The sequence below is a fragment of the Umboniibacter marinipuniceus genome, assembly GCF_003688415.1.
Classification (GTDB): domain Bacteria; phylum Pseudomonadota; class Gammaproteobacteria; order Pseudomonadales; family DSM-25080; genus Umboniibacter; species Umboniibacter marinipuniceus.
In genome coordinates, this window is the sequence record NZ_REFJ01000003.1 from 42,173 (window position 1) to 60,799 (window position 18,627).

Genomic DNA, 18,627 nt, shown 5'->3' on the forward strand with positions numbered 1-18,627 from the left:
TTAACCCTCAACGACTTCAACGGTAACCTGATCACCCTCGGCAACAAATTCGCCGCCCACGGCAATCACACGAGCGCGTTGAGGGAGACCGCTCACCCAAATACCTTCAGCGGTTTCGTCCACTAAACTAACTGGGACATACTCAACTCGGGATTGATCATTAACGATTTTGACGCGCAAAACGCCATTCGTACTTAGACTTAATACTGATGGCGCTAGCAAATGAGCCGGCACTTCGGCTAGCTGAATACGCATCTTCGCCGTTAACCCTGCGGGTAGGGATTCGTCTAGTGACAACACTGATTCAACGGTGTAATTACGGGTAATTTGATCGGCTTGAGAAGCGATGAACCTAACCGAGGCAGGAACAGTGTGTGCCTCACCGATTTCCACCGTTCCCGCTTGGCCCGACGAGAGATAAGCTACCTGAGATTCTGATACTTGCGCGCTGAAAATCATTGGCGTTACATCAAGCATACGGGCGCACGCCATACCGCTTTTGATATAGCTACCCTCATCGGTAAGTAACTGCTCTACGATGCCATCAAACGGCGCGGTAATCTTTAAATAGGATACCGCCAGTTCTGCTTGGCGCGCCGCTAAGCGCGCCGCAGCTAGCGAATTTTCTGCATTGGCTAATGCCAGGTCTGACTGCAAACCGCCGGTTGTGAGGCGACTAACACCTTCGTACTCTAATTCAGCTAATCGAAGTGCCGACTCAGCTCTTTCAAGCTGATAGTAGCGATCTCCTGCCTCGATTTCGCAAAGAACATCACCCGCTTTGACCTGCGACCCTTCGCGATTCGGAGTGGCGATCACTTGTCCCTGCAGTTTTGCGGCAACCAAGACTTCTTTATCAGCGTCTACGCGGCCTCGCAGTTCCACTACCAACCGATGGACTTGTTCTTCGGAACTGACCACCCGAACACTAAAATTGTTCGCATTGGCATTTGTCGACTCCAGATGTGGGTCATCGCCAAGGGCACCTGAAGCTAGCCAAACAACAAGAAGTACCGTAAAAATAAGAGAAAGCAGTGTTTTATTCATTTGTTAGAATGTTCCGAAGTAAACGAGTAGACTGGAGTTAGTCTCAGCCTATAGTTATAGCCTGTTAGCCTAATAATAACGCCACTAAAGTGGTCAAACCTCAGTCATTCAAGGACAATTGTATTTGCCCGCTATTCAAAGCTAAATTGGAACGTTAAGCAATGTGGATTCCCCTAAAGCGCCAAATTGGTATTATCGGCCTTTTACTCCTACTACTCCCAGCTTTTGGGCTGATGTCGTTACGCCTTGTTGAGACACGCTTAAGTGAATATCAAGCTGAAACCCTCGCGCAGCGATTAGAAGCACTCACGACGTTAGTTACGGCGCAGGCTCAATTCGACCTATCAAGCAACAGCTCGGTAATTAACCCCTTCGCTGCTCAACGAACAATGCGAGCTGATGGCTATCTTGACGATTGGAGCCTCATTCCTCAGCGCGGACTCACATTAGAGTTCGGCGAGACTAGCGCTACCGTGCAGTCCATCGAGACTAAACAACACCTGTGGCTATCAATTCGCATTGAAGGTCATGACCCACAACGCTTTTTCCAGTCTGGACGTTTTGTTGCCGGAGATCGTCTCGTCCTTAGGACCGAGTTCAATGAATATTCCATCACGCCAAACCTAAGTAATGAGACGTCAACCAGGGAGCGAGGCCAGCTGCTTAACCAGCGAATATCTGGCTACTGGAAAGCGATGGCTACTGGCAGCATCATTGAATTACGGATACCGAAAGATTTAGTGGGTCAACAACTGGGTATGGTACTGCAGCTCGCAAAGACTCCTCTGGGGTCGCTTCAACTACGCAGTTATGAGGAGGCAGACTCGATTCCTGCAGTGGTCTGGACAAATTCGGAAGCACAGCGCTTGCTCAGTCAGTATCAAGCGCTTGATGCGCAAGCCGAAATTCGTCTGATCGATGACAATTTCAACTTACTTGCGTGGTCGGGAAACGCGAGCAACCTAAGAAGCCCCGAGCCGCTGAATTGGCTTCAAAGACTAAGTTTGGCAACGGCCAAACGTCCAAACGGCAGGCAGCTAAGTCTAACGTCAAGCTGGGCGCTAGCGCAGCTAATAGGCACGCTGACAATAAATAAGACGACAACAGAGGTTATTCATATCTCCTCACCCGCTTGGCCATCGGGCGCGCTGGCTGGCTTAACTCGGTTAAACTGCAACCAACCCAGCTGCCCCACCCTAGTTATTATTGAACCCAAAGTAATGGGCGAAATATTATGGTCGGCAGGACACCTAAAGCTGATCGCAGTCCTGTTCGCTGGGGCTATCGTCATCATTGCTGTGATTAGCCTCTGGGCTCGCTGGTTGGCTAAACGCCTGAGAAGACTTGAATACAACATGGTTAACTTTGGTCGTCAGCAGCATAGTCGCCAGGGCTTAGATGAGGTAAGTGTTTTAGCTAAAGTATTTGATGACTTACAGCTTCAGGTGAACGCCAATACCGAATACCTAGAACAGCTTGCGAACCGTTTAAGCCACGAATTACGGACGCCCCTTACGGTCATCCAGTCCAGCTTGGAGCACTTAGCCCGTCAGACAAGCGGCGATTCACTTGTTTATGTTGAACGCGCTGTCAGAGGGAGCGAACAACTCCAAGTTATTTTTCAGCGCATCACCGAAGCAAGAAACTTAGAGCAACTTCTTCTCGGCGTCACACCACAAAGAACAGATCTCAATGACTTGGGCCATCAAGTTGTCCAGGGTTATCAATTGGCTCATCCAACACTCAAGATCGAGTTTCAAGGCCCAACCACTCCATGCTTTACTCTCTCGGATAGCGATTTCTTGGCGCAAGCGATGACGAAACTAATTGATAACGCGATCTCTTTCCATAATGAGGGCAGCTGCATAGTCGTAAATGTCGACGAGCAGCCTGATGCCATTCGCCTTAGCGTTACCAATGAGGGGCCGGAACTTGTTGAGCCAACAAAACAGCTATTCGAAGCCTTCGTCAGCATGAGAAAGCGAGACGCGTCACAACATCTAGGCTTTGGGCTCTACCTTAGCAAATTAATCTGTGAACACTTTGCCCACCAACTGTTCGCCGAGAACTTGAACCCAGGTAGGGTGCGCTTTACCATAACAGCTGAGCCGCTGCGTGACGACGAGAAGTTAGCGTAACGGTCATTGCTGCGGATCGCTGGGGTGCGAGTCGATATTAGCTCACTATGGTCTCTGACTCTCGGTAGGTATTCCAAGCTTGAAGCGATACTGCCATTTCTGTCAATAATTGATAGAAGTCCTCAACACCGCCTCGCGCAGGAAGGCGAGCCAGACGAATTAATGATTCATTGAGTTCAGGGCTCGGATGCTTGATCTTAGCCTGCTCCAACTTCCAGCGAATTCCCTGGCTAATAGACTCGTAGATATACCGTTTGAAATCATCGGACAACTTACTATCAGCCGGTTGCAGAATATTCTTTGGAATCATCAGTAATCGAGCAACACTACTTTCTACCTGCACATCTGCTGTTCTGCTCCGCGCGGAAAATAGTGACATATCTCCAAGCCACTCTCCGGCGCCTATCACTGCAAGCTCACCTACCCTCGAAGATCTAACACTAACCGAGCCACTGACGACGAGGAAAACACTCCCTGCAGAATCACCCTCTTGAATCACTGATTCACCACCGTCGTAGCACCAGAGATGAGCACTTTGCATCATTTCCCTATAATCGTTGGGAAACAAAGCCTCTACCGAACGTAAAAAACGGGTCGCATTGAGAATCAGCCGAGTTCGATCTTCAAATAATTCACTTCCTGATAATACTCGCATCTGAGTTGCTTTCCTTCCGTGTTTTCTATGGGCCAATTTTTACCATTTATCCTAAGATGGGATATTGACGAAAAAACAATAATCATTGCGAGAATTGGCTCACAGAACCAACAAATGAATATGATCAAAAATGAACCATTTGATTCTGTACTCATTATTTCTATCAGGTTATAGTAGACAGTATTACAACTAAAAAAATATTGCCTGTAACTTAGAGAGAGCCCTCCGATGAAGAAGTTAATAAACGGAGCACTGATTGGATTTTGCTTGGTTTCGCTAAGCACTTTCAGTCAAGCTGATTTCGCAACAGAAAACAATTTAGTACTCAACGGTATAGCAGTTCACAGCGAACTTCGACAGCCCGTGTTTCTTGCCAAACTTAACGTCACTCACCCTGCGTCAACGCCGAATGAGGCACGTACCCCGGGAGCACCAGCTCAGATGGAGCTGACGCTTCTCAAGCGTAGCTGGAGCTCACGTCAGTTCCGTCAATACTGGCTGTCAGGTATTGCTATTAATGTCGGTTTAGAGGAAATGACGGCGCATCAAACTGAACTACTTGATCTCGCTACGGTTCTAAAAGGCCGAATGCGGCAGAATGATCGTTTTAGCATCGACTTTATTCCTGGTGAGGCAACCATTGTCAGCCTTAACGATATAGAACTAGATCAGTACTCACCTGAGCTATGGCCGTTGCTTGTATCTAACTGGGTTGGCCCTCGCGTTGATCAGGACTATCGCCAAGATATTTTATCACTACCCGCCAACACGAGTGAGCTGCTCGCATTAGCTTCTACCGAGCCTAGCGACGAGCGAATAGCCGCCATCGCTGGCTGGCTAGTCGTAGCGGAAGCCGTTGAAGTTGCCGTAGAACCCGAACCAGTCGTTGAAGCTGAGCCAGAGCCAGTCGTAGAGGTTGTTGCTGCGCCAGTTCGTCAACCGGAGCCAGAGCCAGAACTAGAACCAGAGCCTACTGTTGCGGCACTAAGCTTCGATGATGAGTTCGAAGAAGATGAAAGTGCCGAAGAGGCCGCGCTTGAAGCGCAGAAAGCCTTTATGGGTGCGGTCTACTCATCGCAGATGCTGCAATGGACAAACCGCAACGTACGCTACCCTTCTAGAGCCTTAGACAGGGGACGTGAGGGGCGAGTTACCTTGAATGTTACTGTTGACCAAGCCGGCAATGTTGTATCAGCTGAGATTACCGAATCTTCAGGTCACGGGATATTGGATCGCGAGGCGCTTCGGGCGGTTGATCGATCAGCCCCGTACCCGCGCTTCCCTAGTGAGCTAGATACGTCTACGTACACAGCAAGCGTACCGATTTCTTTTATCCTTCAGTAATGAGTCACCTTTGGAGCAAAAGCAGTGGGACATAGTCGAATATCAACACTGATTTGCTCCAATTCCGCATTGATGGCGCAGGGGATATCTGTCGCCATTGACGCGCTATTTAACCAAGTCAGCAATGTTTGCCTCACACCACATTACGAGAACCAGCGCCCGACCATTGCTGCTTACCCACTGGTAATTATTGACTCCGGATCGGACTTCTGCGACAAAATTATGGAGGAGTTAAATCGCACCAAAACCAACCGCACAACCATTTTCATAATTGGTGAGCAATGGGCGATCGAACCAGAATTCCCGTTTCATGCTATCGAACGTGATATCGAGCTCAAACGATTCGAAGAAGTTATTCGTCACGTTGTTTCGGCGAAATATGACGTAAGAGAACGCCCCGCGGATCTAACAAAAATGCAGGAAGAAGTTGTTCATCTAGTTGTTCAAGGAATGGTTAACAAGGAGATTGCGAGGCAGCTGGCGATTTCAGAGGCAACAGTACGTACCCATCTTACCGCTATCTATAGGCGCTTAAGAGTAAAGAACCGAACTGAGGCTGCCGTAGTCGCCCGAGAGTACTTTATCGCTCACGGGCACTAGACATTGCTTGGAGTGAGCTATCGTCTTCCGGACGGATGACGACGACCAGCGTTCCGGCGCGGCGGCTGACTTTTTGACTCAACCTTCACATACGGTGCAGTCGTCATCAATGCTTCAGGTGGTTGCTCACACTTCAGCGAATCACCAAGTAACGCCTCAATGTTCGGCAATAAAAACGCGTCATCTTCACAGGCAAAACTGATTGAGGTTCCCTTCGAACCCGCTCTCCCCGTTCGCCCGATACGATGAACATAATCTTCAGCTTCTTCAGGGAGGGTATAATTAATCACATGGGTAATACCATCCACATGTATCCCGCGACCTGCGACATCAGTGGCGACCATAATATTAATCTGCCCATTCTTAAATTGCTCCAAGGTCTTCACTCTGCGCGCTTGAGCCACATCACCGGAAAGAATCCCTACCTTAAAGCCGTGGGCCTTCAGGCGGTCATATAAACGATGGGTAGTATCTCGGCGATTAGCAAATACGATGACGTTTTCGACTTCCGGTAAGCGCACAACATTGTACAACACGTCAAATTTTTCATCGGCGCTGCACATATAGACCTTCTGTTCCACAGAATCGGTTGCCACGGACTCAGGCTCAATTTCAACTTTGTGTGGGTCAATTGTCCACTGACTTGCCAAGTTGTTAACATCATCCGTGAAAGTAGCCGAGAACATGAGTGTTTGGCGGTTTTCCTTACGCGGTGACGCTTGAATAATCCGACGAACTTGGGGAATAAAGCCCATATCCAGCATTCGATCCGCCTCGTCAATCACAAGCAGCTCACACTCATCCAAATAGCAGTGTCGATTGGAAACAAAATCCAATAAGCGCCCAGGCGTGGCGACAAGAATATCAATGTACTCGCGCTCAATTTGCCGTAGCTGTTTGTCGTAGTCCATCCCACCAACTAACGTATGAACCTTTAGCCCCGTGTGCTTAGTGAGCGCTTTGGCGTCATCGGCGATTTGCATGACCAACTCTCGAGTTGGTGCGATAACCAACGAGCGGGCTTCACCCGCGTAGCGCCCCTCAGTGATAGGATTGCGAAGGAGGTCATTGATAATAGCAACCAGGAATGCAGCGGTCTTTCCGGTTCCGGTTTGCGCCTTACCCACCACATCATTTCCCTGAAGTGCGAAAGGCAGCGACTCAGCCTGAATAGGCGAGCAATATTCGAACCCAAGATCAGCGATACCATGCAGTAACGAAGGCTCAAGATTCAAATCATGAAAGCGGGTTTTACCTTCGACGACGGGCACCTCAAAATCCGCTGGCTGCCAAACTGGTTCAGCCTTCGCTGCAACCGACTTTTTTGCTCTACCCTTCGGCTTTGGGGAGCCTTTTCGCTTATTTTGCGTCGCGTTTTCACGCTGTGCTCCACCCGATGCACGGGTTGATTCCCTAGCTATCTCGTTCGCGGATGCTTGAGTTTCTTTTTTCTTGGTAAAAAATCGTTTTAACAAGTTCATTTCCTATTAAGTTCAGCTTTGATTAGCTGAGTTATGATGCGTCGACTTTATTACCGACGCGTCGCTTGATCCAGAAGTCAATGCTGATCCAGCGCCCGCCACCGAGTTTTGCTAACGCCAACAACATCACGGCATAATTAATTGCTGTTTCTATGCCATTATTTAAAATAACGATTGATCCACTGGAACTCAACCAACGATAGTTCCCGTGTTGTTGCAAGATTTCCTTGGCTTTGCTTAACTTTGCCGCCGATTCGGCAACGCGCTCATTAACGCCAAACCAGCTTGGATCTGCAATCATCTGCCAACCATTTGCCCAGTGTGCCGTAAACGCAGCAACAATCATAGTGAAGAACAATAATAGCGCTATCAGCCGCGTTGCCAGGCCAAACAAAATAAGAAAACCACCAACAAATTCCAGCAGCGCTACCGACCAGCCTAATAACTCTGGAAAAGGCAAACCCAAGCCCCAGTCATCGTTGGCAAACCACGCAATGGTATTATCAATATTCGCCAGTTTCTTCGATCCAGCCATAATAAAGATAGGTGCCAAGAATAGGCGTAAAGCTAGATTCGCCAAGAAGCTAGCACTCGCTAAGCGGGGACTAATCGTTTGCTTCAACGTTGTGATCAACTTCATCTCCTCATCCTTAAGAGCCTTTGCTCAATTCATTATAGAGTCGACACTTAAAGATATCGAATGTTGCCAAGGCGACGGCGGATATAGCGGCCCACGCAAACATGGCAGCGCCTGTAGGAACCACCTGACCAATAAAAAACAGCGGGAAGAACACCCACATCACCATTTGCAGAAGTCCAATAAATACCGTTCCCATCGCCGGCCCAGTAAGCTGCCAACTTTGCTTCATCGCAGACAGCGCCCCCACAGACTTATCTACAACGATAACCGGCATCAAGATAAGCCGAAGATATAGGTAGACACCCGGCACAATAAACAGCAATAAGCCAAATACAATCAGCACGGTACGCAACGCAAAAGCGAGCAAGAGGTGTGGCGATACGGACAACAGTCGATTGAGAACCACCCGAGTTACCAGGGCACCAGACATCACAGCGGAAAGCGTGGCAGTGATAACCACACCCTCAATCAGAGGTTTAAAGATTAATTCTAGGGTTGCAAGCGTTGGAAACTGCCCAGCCAACGCCTCCGCCAAAGCTTCGTCGGTTTGCGCCGCCTGTATAAGCTCCAGATCAATAAGGTTTCGAAAGGCGAAATGCTCAATCAGCGCGAGCGGCACCACAAAAAGCACCAAGTAGCGCCAGTACTGTTTGAAGAACTTAAAGGTATCTAGAACAAGAGGCGACATAAAGAAATCCTAAGGCAAATTTACGCGCCAATGCGCGCTAGTAAAACGATCATTACGGCCGAAATCTTGACCAGTTTCAACCTGATCGTAGCCATAATCTTGCATAATTTGACGCACAGCACGACCCTGCTGATAACCGTGCTCTACCACCAACACTCCACCATTAACAAGATGCTGTCTGGCACCCCTCGCGATAGTATGGATATCAGCCAGCCCACTTTCAGCCGCCACGAGCGCCGACTTGGGCTCAAAACTCACATCACCCTGAGCTAAGTGAGGGTCTAGTGAATCAATATACGGGGGATTGGCAGTGATTAAATCAAATTCTCCATCGACTGAATCGAGCCAATCACTTTGAAAAATACTCACATTCTTTAATTGCAATTGCTGTTGATTCGCGCGAGCTAACGCCACCACTTCCGCGAACTTATCCACGGCAGTGACGGCCCAACTCGGGTTCTCGGCAGCTAAGGCTAAGGCAATCGCTCCGGTGCCCGTCCCCAAATCTAAAACACTGGCCTTTGCAGGAAGCGATAACTGTAGTGCGTAATCTACTAAGCATTCGGTGTCAGCGCGGGGAATTAAGGTACTTGTATTCACTTGCAACTCAATTGACCAAAAGCCGCGCCGCCCAGTGATATAAGCAACAGGCTCACCCGCTGCTCGTCTTGCAATGAAATCATGGTACTGCTGGCACTGAACGTCACTAAGCACTTTAGCGCGGTCAAGAATTAAGCGGGTGAGTTCACAATCTAATACATCTGCCAGTAACCACTTGGCGTCCACCTCAGGCTCAGGCGAGGTGGTTGCTAGCTCAGCAGTCGCACTTGCGAGAGCTTGGGCTACATTCACGCATCGCCCTCAGATAAGCTAGCAAGCAGATCGGCTTGATGCTCTTGCATAAGCGGCTCAATAACCAACCCCAGATCCCCCTGCATGATCTCGTCAAGCTTGTATAAGGTCAGGTTAATACGATGATCGCTGACTCGTCCCTGCGGATAATTATAGGTGCGGATTCGCTCTGAACGATCTCCTGATCCCACTAAATTACGGCGCTCTTCGGCTTGTTCAGTGGCGCGACTTTGTTCAGCTGAATCACGCAACCGCGTAACGAGCAATGACATTGCCTTGGCTCGGTTCTTGTGTTGAGAGCGCTCCTCTTGGCACTCCACGACTAACCCCGTTGGCAGGTGAGTGATTCGAATGGCAGAATCGGTTTTGTTGACGTGCTGCCCCCCCGCACCGGAAGCCCGATAGGTATCGATACGAAGATCCGCTTTGTTAATTTCGACCGCATCCATTTCATCAGCCTCAGGCATAACGGCCACCGTGCAGGCCGATGTATGAATACGCCCCTGAGATTCAGTTTCTGGTACGCGCTGAACGCGATGAGCACCGCTCTCAAACTTTAACGCTGAAAAAGCACCCTGGCCCACGACGCGGGTAATAACCTCTTTGAAGCCACCGTGTTCACCTTCACGTTCACTAATCACTTCTACACGCCAACCGCGCCCTTCGGCATAGCGGCTATACATTCGGAACAAATCACCCGCGAAGATCGCGGCTTCGTCTCCACCAGTTCCCGCTCGGACCTCAAGAAATACGTTGCGTTGATCATTTGGATCTTTCGGGAGCATTAAGCGTTCAAGCTCAACTTCTGACGCCGATAATTGCCCAGCAAGCTCGCCAAGCTCCTCTTGAGCCATCTCCACCATCTCCGGATCGCCGGAATCAAGCATCTCTTTCGCTTCAGCTATGTCTGAAGTAGCTCGCTGCCAGGAGTTAAATTCGAGAACCACTGGTTCAATCTCCGCATACTCCTGAGAGAGCTCCCGAAAACGGTTCTGTTGTGAAATAATGGAGGGGTCGGACAGTAATTGCCCAACTTCTTCATGCCGATCTACCAGTTGTTCGAGTTTCTCTCGTATAGATTGTTTCATTGTTACCTTCTTATCAACTCGGTTCGCCATCAATACCAAACAGCTCGCGACTCCATTCAATTACGTCAAGACGCCCTTCTCTTCCGGCCTGACTTAGCGCGTTAGTTGGTTGATGTACGATTTTATTCGTGAGCGCCCTAGCAAATTGGTTCAGTACGAGCTCTGGATCTTCTCCTCGCGCTAACAATTTTACAGCGCGCTCCAATTCAATATCTTTATGCTCGCTAATTTGCTGTCGGAACGCCTTGATGGTATCTACAGCATCCTGAGCTCTGAGGTGCTTGAGGTAATGGTCAACTTGTTCATCAATAATTTTAACGGCTTGAGTGGCGGCTTGCTCACGAGCCGCTAAGCCGTCATTTATGACGTTAGCCAGATCGTCTACCGTGTAGAGGTAAACGTCTTCAAGTTGGCCAACTTCCGCCTCGATATCTCGGGGAACCGCAATATCAACCATAAATTGCGGCCGGTGTCGTCGTTTGGTCATAGCCGTTTCTACCGTACCCTTACCTAGGACAGGTAACTGACTGGCGGTAGAGCTGATGATAATATCAGCTTTTGGTAAATGATCAGGAATCTCACTAAGTAACACACCCCGTGCTTGGAAGCGCGCCGCTACATCTTCGGCGCGAGCCAGCGTTCGATTTGCAACCACCATACTTGCCACGCCCTGCTGGTGTAAGTGCTGCGCAACCAAGTCAATGGTCTCACCCGCACCGATAAGTAACGCATGTGTTGATGAAAGATCGCTAAAGATTCTTTGCGCTAATGACACCGCCGCATAGGCAACCGAGACGGGACTAGAGCCAATAGCAGTCTGGGAACGAACGCGTTTAGCAGCGCTGAAGACCTGTTGAAACAATTGATGGAACGCACCGGTAACCGTACCGGCCTCCGTGGCCACCGCAAAAGCAGACTTAACTTGGCCTAAAATCTGCGGTTCTCCAAGTACTAATGAATCTAGCCCACTTGCTACTTTCATCAGGTGCGCCACCGCGTCGCGATCGGAGTAGCTATACAAACTCGCTGACAATTCCTCAGCGCTCACTTGATGAAACTCAGCCAACCACTCGGTAATTTCAGTAACATTACAGGCACCGTGAACGACAATTTCCGTTCGATTACACGTAGATATGATGACGGCTTCGTCTGCATGCGATGACGAACACAGTTCACGGTGCGCATGCTGAAGTGCATCAGGAGCAAAAGCAAGCTGTTCGCGTAACGCGAGACTTGCAGATTTGTGATTAAATCCAATAGCCAGTAACGGCATAGAAGTTTGATCTCTTTCCAAGTAGTTTTCTTTAACAGGGTTGCTAAAGATCTGAGCAACTACAATTATTTCGTTTCAAAGCCGTTATTATACCTTTACACTTAAGTGAAATGATACGGCAGTTTTCGGTGTTCAATAGCTAATGAGAAAATCAACCTTCGCTCACGTCAAGAAGCTACTTCTAATCAGCACCGTGCTTGTGCTGACCGCATGCGCTTCCTCGCCGCAACCATCTTCTCAAGGCAATAACATCGAAGCGCAGCCGAGCCGGCTCGAGAGCATCAACAATTCACCACCAGAAAAGCCACTCCCAAGGCAAATGATCGAGAATTTATTTCTCGCTGACATCCTTGCATTTCGCGGTCAACATCAGCAGGCTGCCGAACTCACTATGGAGACGGCAAAGGCGTTTAATGAACCATCTTTAGCAGAAGAGTCAATGTGGCACCTTCAGCAGTCTGGCAGCGATCTTAAACCGGCGCTTAGCTACTGGGCTTCATGGGATAATTCATCCGATGCGTATCTGGTATCAAATGCGCGCTATGAATTAAGCAAACAAAATTTTGGTGAAACGCTTCGCTATGCTAGTCAGATTAAAGAACCCTCGCTAGCCAACCCTTTCTTTCAGTCCGTGGGCGCAACGGCAATGCGGTGGCCCGCAGATAACCAGGATCGCTTTGTTGAGGTACTTAAAGCTGTTCAGGCGGCGAGGCCCGACTTATCCGCGGTGACCATTGCTATCGCCCTCACTCACTTCTACCGATTTCCTGAGCAGTCTATTGAGCTCATGGAGCAGCTGCTAACTGAGTTCCCCAACGACGAGGCTGTTGTCGCTAATACCGCAGGGCTAATGGCTGAAGTCGGCGATATCGACAAAGCGCTCGCCGTGCTCGACAAATTTCTTGAACAGCACCAAAGCGTTGATATTCAAACGCAACGATTAAAAACTGAATATTTCGACAACCGCCGAGAACCGAATTTCCGACCGCTATTGGACACTCCTGATATCACCGTAGCTTGGCTCGTGGAAACCGCAAACTGGTTAACGGCCCAAGGCTTCTTCACACAAGCTACGGAATTTTCAGCGCATTTAGCAAAACGCCCCGCACTACTCGAACGCGCCGCGCTTATCGACGCTGAAATCCTCATTGCGCAGGGTAATCAGGGCGCGGCTTTAGGCCTGCTGATGCAGATCAAACAGCCTGAGCACGTGACCGTCGCCGCAGAAAGCTTCGCGCGGATGGAGCTCAGCAGCGATAATCTCACCGTTATCGAGCAATGGTATGATGAACGACGAATTGAAAACCCTTCCTACTCAGAACAATGGATACAACTGGAACTTCGAGACCTGTGTGGCCGTGAGGAGATGGCAGTATGCCGAGCTCGAGCCGCGTCAATTCTTGAGACTAACCCCCACAGTTTCAGTGCGCTTGAAGTCTTGTCGGAAATATTAACTCGTAGCGGCCAACAAACCCAGCTCGAGCAATACTACGAGCAATTTCTCAGTTATAACCCAGATGCACATTTAATACGCAATAATCTAGCCTACGGCTGGATCTCCCGTGAAGTTCGGCTTGATGAAGCGGAGCAGCAGCTCCAAATCGCCCTGAGCGCGGAGCCGGAGAACCCAGCCTACCTAGATAGTCTTGGCTGGCTATATTACCTACAAGGAAATCTCACCCTTGCCTATGAGTACGTGAGTCGAGCTAGCCAACTCGTTGATCACCCCGAAATCCTGGCGCATCTAATCACCATTCTGGAGGCCATGAGCAATCAAGCTCAGGCCGACGAAGTGCGCAGCTTCGCTCGTGAGCGATTCCCAACTATCACCTGGAGCACTGAAAGATGATTCGAATTGCCGTTATCATCCTCTTAAGCTTGGTGAGCGCTTGTCAAAGTTATGCGCCACCCTCCTCCAACACCAATGTTCTGCCAGCTAACTGGTCGCTGTCTGGCAAACTCGGATATCGTGGAAGCGAGAGCGGTTCAGCTACCATCACATGGCGTTATGCTGACAGCAATCATCTCATTAACCTAAGCGGTCCGTTTGGCAGCTACGCAACCCAAATAGCCGGTAATGCCAGCAATCTAAGTATCCGTACCGATGAAGTGTTAATGACTGGGCCGGCCGAAATTATAATGCTGGAGCAATTGGGCTGGAGCACACCAATCGATGCCTGGCCCTTTTGGCTCAATGGCGAGGCCGCCCCTGATAAGCCGGCAACCAACTATCAACGAACTAGCTCGCAAGTAAGTTTTACCCAAGACGGTACCCACGTTCAGCTTGACCGCTTCCGAGTGGTAGACGGTTACACACTGGCCCACCGGATCATCTGCGAACGCGATGGCCAGCGCCTTACCCTCTTGGTATCCAGTTGGAACCTTGGAGTTTAAGATGACCCTTGAAATACTTAGCCCTGCAAAACTGAATCTAAATCTTCACATCATCGGTCAACGCGAGGATGGCTATCACCTGCTTGAGAGTTATTTTCAGCTCCTCAACTTCGGCGATCACATGGGTTTTGAACCACAAACCTCACGTATTGACATCAGCCCCGAAATCCCAGGTGTTACGCCGGAAGAGAACCTCATTTTCCGGGCCGCACAGCTGCTAAAGCTCACTGCCGACGATCCGCAACTTGGCGCCAAGATAAGCCTAAAAAAGCTACTCCCCATGGGCGGTGGGTTAGGCGGGGGAAGTTCGAATGCCGCAACGACACTGATTGCGCTGAATGCACTATGGCAGTTAAACCTGAGTATTGATGAACTGGCGACGATGGGACTAAGCCTGGGAGCGGACGTCCCATTCTTTGTTCGTGGACATAGTGCGTGGGTTGAAGGAATTGGCGAACGAATTACACCCTACCCTTCAAACTGCCACTGGTACGTTGTACTACGCCCTCGTGTCTCGGTCTCTACGGCGGCTATTTTTAGCCATCCCGAATTGACAAGAGACACCCCGAGCAGTACAGTAGCGGCCGTTTTGAGGCAGGGTGGTCGCAATGATTGCGAGCCTGTCGTTAGATCGCTGTACGCGGAGATAGATCGCACAATTGACTGGCTGAATAAATTTTCGCCAGCTAGACTAACCGGTACAGGTGCTTGCGTTTTTGCAGCATTCAAAAGCAAACAGGACGCAGAGGCAGTTTTCCGCCGGCGGCCTGATAATTGCGACGGTTTCGTAGCGCAGGGGATAAACGATTCACCTGTTGCACAAATTAGTTAGTTAATACACTGGGGTGTAGCCAAGTGGTAAGGCAACGGGTTTTGATCCCGTCATGCGTAGGTTCGAGCCCTACCACCCCAGCCATCTCTTTATGAGACCGACAACGCAGATTGAATGACTTCAACAAACAAGGGCGATATCAGTGGCTAACCTAATGGTATTTACCGGGAATGCAAACCCGGAACTAGCAAAAAAAGTATGCGATGAACTTCACATTCCACTTGGAAAGGCGTCAGTAGGATCCTTCTCCGACGGTGAAGTAATGGTAGAAATTAAAGAAAATGTTCGTGGACAGGATGTTTTCATTATTCAGCCAACATGCGCCCCAGCGAATGACAACCTGATGGAGTTGATCGTAATGGTTGACGCCCTCCGTCGAGCTTCTGCTCAGCGAATCACTGCTGTCGTTCCCTACTTTGGTTACGCCCGTCAAGATCGACGCGTTCGTTCAGCACGTGTTGCCATCTCTGCCAAGGTGGTTGCCGATATGTTGGTTGGTGTAGGTGTTGACCGTGTACTCACCGTCGACCTTCACGCTGAGCAGATTCAAGGCTTCTTCGATGTAGCGGTAGATAACTGTTATGGCAGCGTTCGTCAGCTGCAAGACATCATTGATCAAAGCTACGACAACCCCATCGCAGTGTCTCCGGATATCGGTGGCGTAGTTCGCGCTCGAGCGGTTGCCAAAAAGCTAGACACAGATCTTGCTATTATCGATAAGCGCCGTCCTCGCGCAAACGTCGCCGAAGTCATGAATATCATCGGTGAAGTCGATGGTCGAACCTGTATTATGGTCGACGATATCGTTGATACCGCTGGTACACTCTGTAGCGCCGCATCGGCACTAAAGAAGCGTGGCGCGGCGAAAGTTGTTGCCTATTGCACCCATCCAGTACTTTCTGGCCCTGCAATTGACAACCTAAATAATTCTGAGCTTGACGAATTGATCGTTAACGATACAATCCCGCTCTCAGAAGATGCGCGCAATTGTAAAAAGATTCGTGTATTATCCCTCGCGCCGATGCTAGCCGAATCCGTTCGACGCATTAGCAACGAGGAATCAATCAGCGCTCTGTTCGACTGATTGACCCAAATTTGAGCGGTTCATTACCGCTCAAATACTAATTCGACACCAGTCGAATTGGTTTACGCCATCGCAATAAGCCTGGTCGCGGGTGTGCGATGGTTTTGTATTTTTAAGGAGTTATAAATGACTGATTACACATTGAAGGCTGAAGTCCGTGACAACATGGGGAAAGGTGCGAGCCGCCGCCTGCGTCGCTTGGAAGGCCAAGTTCCAGCTATCGTTTACGGTGGCGACAAAGAGCCTTTAACTATCTCACTACCACACAAAGATCTTTCTCGTGCGCTTGAAGATGAGGCGTTCTACAGCCACATCATCACGATCAAGATTGGTCGTAAGTCTGAAAAGGTTATCCTTAAAGACCTACAACGCCACCCGGCTAAGCCAATCATTGTTCACGCCGATTTCTTGCGCGTTTCTGCAAAAGAAAAGATCAACGTGAAAGTTCCACTTCACTTCCTAAACGCTGAGTCTTCAAAGGGCGTTAAGCTAGAAGGTGGTTCTGTTATTACTCAGCTCAACGAACTAGAAGTAAGCACACTTCCGAAGGACCTTCCAGAGTTCATCGAAGTTGACCTTCAAGAAGTTGGCGCTGGTGACACGCTACACATTTCTGACGTTGTTCTTCCGAAGGGCGTTGAAAGTGTTGCACTTAGCCACGGCTCAGACCACGACTTAGCGATTCTTACTATCAAGAAGCCTAAGGGTGCTGCGGCAGACGATTCTGCTGAAGCTGAAGGCGAAGAAGACGCGGCGGAGTAATTCCTCCGCTGAAGGGAGCGCTAGTTTTGTCGAATATCAAACTCATCGTAGGCCTTGCTAATCCAGGCAGAGAATACGAGGGCACTCGACACAATGCTGGCGCCGACTTCGTCAACGAGTTGGCGCGCCTTTATGGCGCGTCACTTGTTTCTGAATCCCGATTTCATGGCCTAGCAACGCGAACTACGATTGCAGGCCGAGACGTTCGCCTCCTCATTCCTACTACCTTTATGAATCGCTCCGGTCAATCGGTGGCGGCGCTGGCAAATTTCTTCAAAATTGAACCTGAGCAAATCCTAGTCGCTCATGACGAGCTTGATCTTGGGCCAGGTATCGTTAAATTGAAGAAAGGTGGTGGCCATGGCGGGCATAATGGCCTTAGAGACATTATCTCTTCGCTTGGTAACAGTAAGAATTTTATCCGCCTACGCATTGGCATCGGCCATCCAGGCTCGGCGAAACAAGTCGCCAACTATGTACTGTCCCAACCTAGCGCGGACGATCGAATTGGCATCGATCACTCTATTGATCGTACACTAAAATGTATTGAGCCCATTGCCGCTGGTGATCTTGATCAGGCAATGCTCAAACTTCACACACAGAATTGATACGGAAGCATAACCATGGGTTTTAATTGCGGAATTGTCGGCCTACCGAACGTAGGTAAATCAACGTTATTTAACGCGTTAACTAAAGCGGGTATCGACGCCGAAAACTTCCCGTTTTGTACTATTGAGCCCAATGCAGGCGTGGTACCTGTTCCCGACCCTCGGGTAGATGCTATTTCAGCCATCGTTGGTCCCGAGCGCATTGTGCCTACCACCATGGAGTTTGTTGACATCGCTGGCCTCGTAGCCGGTGCATCAAAGGGCGAAGGTCTTGGCAACAAGTTCCTCGGCAATATCCGTGATACCGATGCTATTGCCCACGTTGTTCGCTGCTTCGATGACGACAACGTTATCCACGTTGCCAACGCCATTAATCCAGCAGCTGATATTGAAGTGATCAATACTGAACTGGCACTAGCGGACTTGGAAAGTTGCGAAAAAGCCCTTCAGCGTAACCAAAAACTAGCTAAAGGTCGTGACGCGGACGCGATTAAGCTCGTCGCAATCCTTGAGCAGCTTATCCCTCATCTCAACGAAGCCAAACCTCTTCGTAGCCTAGATCTCAGTGAAGACGAACTTAAGGCGGTTAAGCATTTTAACTTCCTCACATTGAAGCCAACCATGTACATCGCCAACGTTGATGAAGAGGGTTTCGAGAATAATCCTCACCTTGAGGTGGTTCGCGCCATTGCAACTGAAGAGCGTGCTGAACTCGTCGTTATCTGTAATAAAATGGAAGCTGAGATCGCCGAACTCGAAGACGATGAAAAAGCCGAATTCCTCGCGGAACTCGGCTGGGATGAAGCTGGCTTGGACCGTGTCATTCGCGCTGGATATGATCTTCTTGGCTTACACACCTACTTCACCGCTGGTGTAAAAGAAGTCCGCGCCTGGACCATCCCTATTGGCGCGACCGCGCCACAGGCCGCAGGAAAGATCCACACGGACTTTGAGAAAGGCTTTATTCGCGCAGAAGTGATTGGCTATGATCACTACATTGAGCATAACGGTGAAGCCGGCGCGAAAGAAGCCGGGAAATGGCGACTCGAAGGCAAAGACTATATTGTTGCCGATGGCGATGTCATTCACTTCCGCTTTAACGTCTAATAGCGAGCCGTTTAGTTCGATTCGGTAGCTTCGG

18 protein-coding genes and 1 tRNA gene are annotated in these 18,627 nt (G+C 49.5%); 11 read left to right on the forward strand and 8 right to left on the reverse strand.

Translation table 11 applies throughout. From position 1 onward, the window contains the following. Positions 1-1,047, reverse strand: a complete 1,047-nt coding sequence (locus DFR27_RS06440; RefSeq protein ID WP_121876648.1) for an efflux RND transporter periplasmic adaptor subunit — start codon at positions 1,045-1,047, stop codon at positions 1-3. 161 nt (positions 1,048-1,208) lie between these two features. Here DFR27_RS06440 and DFR27_RS06445 point away from each other — a divergent pair, with 161 nt between their 5' ends. Beyond that, positions 1,209-3,185 (forward strand): ATP-binding protein, encoded by a 1,977-nt coding sequence (locus DFR27_RS06445; RefSeq protein WP_121876649.1) that lies wholly within the window; start codon positions 1,209-1,211, stop codon positions 3,183-3,185. Between the two features lie 37 nt (positions 3,186-3,222). On the opposite strand, the gene DFR27_RS06450 is transcribed toward DFR27_RS06445, so the two are convergent. Then, complete coding sequence (locus DFR27_RS06450; protein ID WP_121876650.1) at positions 3,223-3,840, reverse strand: cyclic nucleotide-binding domain-containing protein; 618 nt, start codon at positions 3,838-3,840, stop codon at positions 3,223-3,225. Positions 3,841-4,068: 228 nt separating this feature from the next. Here DFR27_RS06450 and DFR27_RS06455 point away from each other — a divergent pair, with 228 nt between their 5' ends. Both DFR27_RS06455 and DFR27_RS12650 read left to right on the forward strand, forming a co-directional pair. Next, a complete protein-coding gene (locus DFR27_RS06455; protein ID WP_121876651.1) occupies positions 4,069-5,184 on the forward strand; it encodes a TonB family protein in 1,116 nt (371 codons plus the stop codon). A 24-nt stretch (positions 5,185-5,208) separates the two neighbouring features. Then, positions 5,209-5,784: a response regulator transcription factor gene (locus tag DFR27_RS12650; RefSeq protein ID WP_211327585.1), complete on the forward strand. Its 576-nt coding sequence runs from the start codon at positions 5,209-5,211 to the stop codon at positions 5,782-5,784. 17 nt (positions 5,785-5,801) lie between these two features. Here the strand turns inward: DFR27_RS12650 and rhlB are convergent, their stop codons facing one another. Genes rhlB through hemA form a run of 6 tightly spaced genes read right to left on the reverse strand, consistent with a single transcriptional unit; the run spans position 5,802 to position 11,827 of the window. Next, positions 5,802-7,265 carry an ATP-dependent RNA helicase RhlB gene (gene rhlB / locus DFR27_RS06465; RefSeq protein ID WP_121876652.1) on the reverse strand — a complete coding sequence of 488 codons (1,464 nt, stop codon included), beginning with the start codon at positions 7,263-7,265 and terminating at the stop codon, positions 5,802-5,804. Between the two features lie 31 nt (positions 7,266-7,296). Beyond that, positions 7,297-7,905: an HvfX family Cu-binding RiPP maturation protein gene (locus DFR27_RS06470; RefSeq protein WP_121876653.1), complete on the reverse strand. Its 609-nt coding sequence runs from the start codon at positions 7,903-7,905 to the stop codon at positions 7,297-7,299. 10 nt (positions 7,906-7,915) lie between these two features. Next, on the reverse strand, positions 7,916-8,593 hold the full coding sequence (locus tag DFR27_RS06475) for a YciC family protein (protein WP_121876654.1): 678 nt from the start codon (positions 8,591-8,593) through the stop codon (positions 7,916-7,918). A gap of 9 nt (positions 8,594-8,602) precedes the next feature. Continuing rightward, positions 8,603-9,445 (reverse strand): peptide chain release factor N(5)-glutamine methyltransferase, encoded by an 843-nt coding sequence (gene prmC, locus DFR27_RS06480; protein ID WP_121876655.1) that lies wholly within the window; start codon positions 9,443-9,445, stop codon positions 8,603-8,605. Further along, positions 9,442-10,533, reverse strand: coding sequence for a peptide chain release factor 1 (prfA, locus tag DFR27_RS06485; RefSeq protein WP_121876975.1), 1,092 nt, complete (start codon positions 10,531-10,533; stop codon positions 9,442-9,444). The genes prmC and prfA overlap by 4 nt, the downstream gene beginning before the upstream one ends. Positions 10,534-10,546: 13 nt before the next feature. Continuing rightward, entirely contained in the window at positions 10,547-11,827 is a 1,281-nt protein-coding gene (hemA, locus tag DFR27_RS06490) for a glutamyl-tRNA reductase (protein ID WP_342766695.1), read from the reverse strand. A 121-nt stretch (positions 11,828-11,948) separates the two neighbouring features. Here hemA and DFR27_RS06495 point away from each other — a divergent pair, with 121 nt between their 5' ends. From DFR27_RS06495 to ychF, 8 genes are all read left to right on the forward strand, one after another. After that, a complete protein-coding gene (locus tag DFR27_RS06495) occupies positions 11,949-13,655 on the forward strand; it encodes a tetratricopeptide repeat protein (RefSeq protein WP_121876657.1) in 1,707 nt (568 codons plus the stop codon). Next, entirely contained in the window at positions 13,652-14,200 is a 549-nt protein-coding gene (locus DFR27_RS06500; RefSeq protein ID WP_121876658.1) for an outer membrane lipoprotein LolB, read from the forward strand. Before DFR27_RS06495 ends, DFR27_RS06500 begins: the two co-directional genes overlap by 4 nt. Position 14,201: 1 nt before the next feature. Continuing rightward, entirely contained in the window at positions 14,202-15,032 is an 831-nt protein-coding gene (gene ispE / locus DFR27_RS06505; protein ID WP_121876659.1) for a 4-(cytidine 5'-diphospho)-2-C-methyl-D-erythritol kinase, read from the forward strand. Positions 15,033-15,041: 9 nt separating this feature from the next. After that, positions 15,042-15,116, forward strand: a tRNA-Gln gene (locus DFR27_RS06510). A 70-nt stretch (positions 15,117-15,186) separates the two neighbouring features. After that, complete coding sequence (locus tag DFR27_RS06515; RefSeq protein ID WP_121876976.1) at positions 15,187-16,116, forward strand: ribose-phosphate pyrophosphokinase; 930 nt, start codon at positions 15,187-15,189, stop codon at positions 16,114-16,116. A 126-nt stretch (positions 16,117-16,242) separates the two neighbouring features. Beyond that, a complete protein-coding gene (locus tag DFR27_RS06520) occupies positions 16,243-16,878 on the forward strand; it encodes a 50S ribosomal protein L25/general stress protein Ctc (RefSeq protein ID WP_121876660.1) in 636 nt (211 codons plus the stop codon). Positions 16,879-16,904: 26 nt separating this feature from the next. Then, a complete protein-coding gene (gene pth, locus DFR27_RS06525; protein WP_121876661.1) occupies positions 16,905-17,486 on the forward strand; it encodes an aminoacyl-tRNA hydrolase in 582 nt (193 codons plus the stop codon). A gap of 15 nt (positions 17,487-17,501) precedes the next feature. Further along, positions 17,502-18,593 (forward strand): redox-regulated ATPase YchF, encoded by a 1,092-nt coding sequence (gene ychF, locus DFR27_RS06530; RefSeq protein WP_121876662.1) that lies wholly within the window; start codon positions 17,502-17,504, stop codon positions 18,591-18,593. Positions 18,594-18,627: the final 34 nt, after the last annotated feature.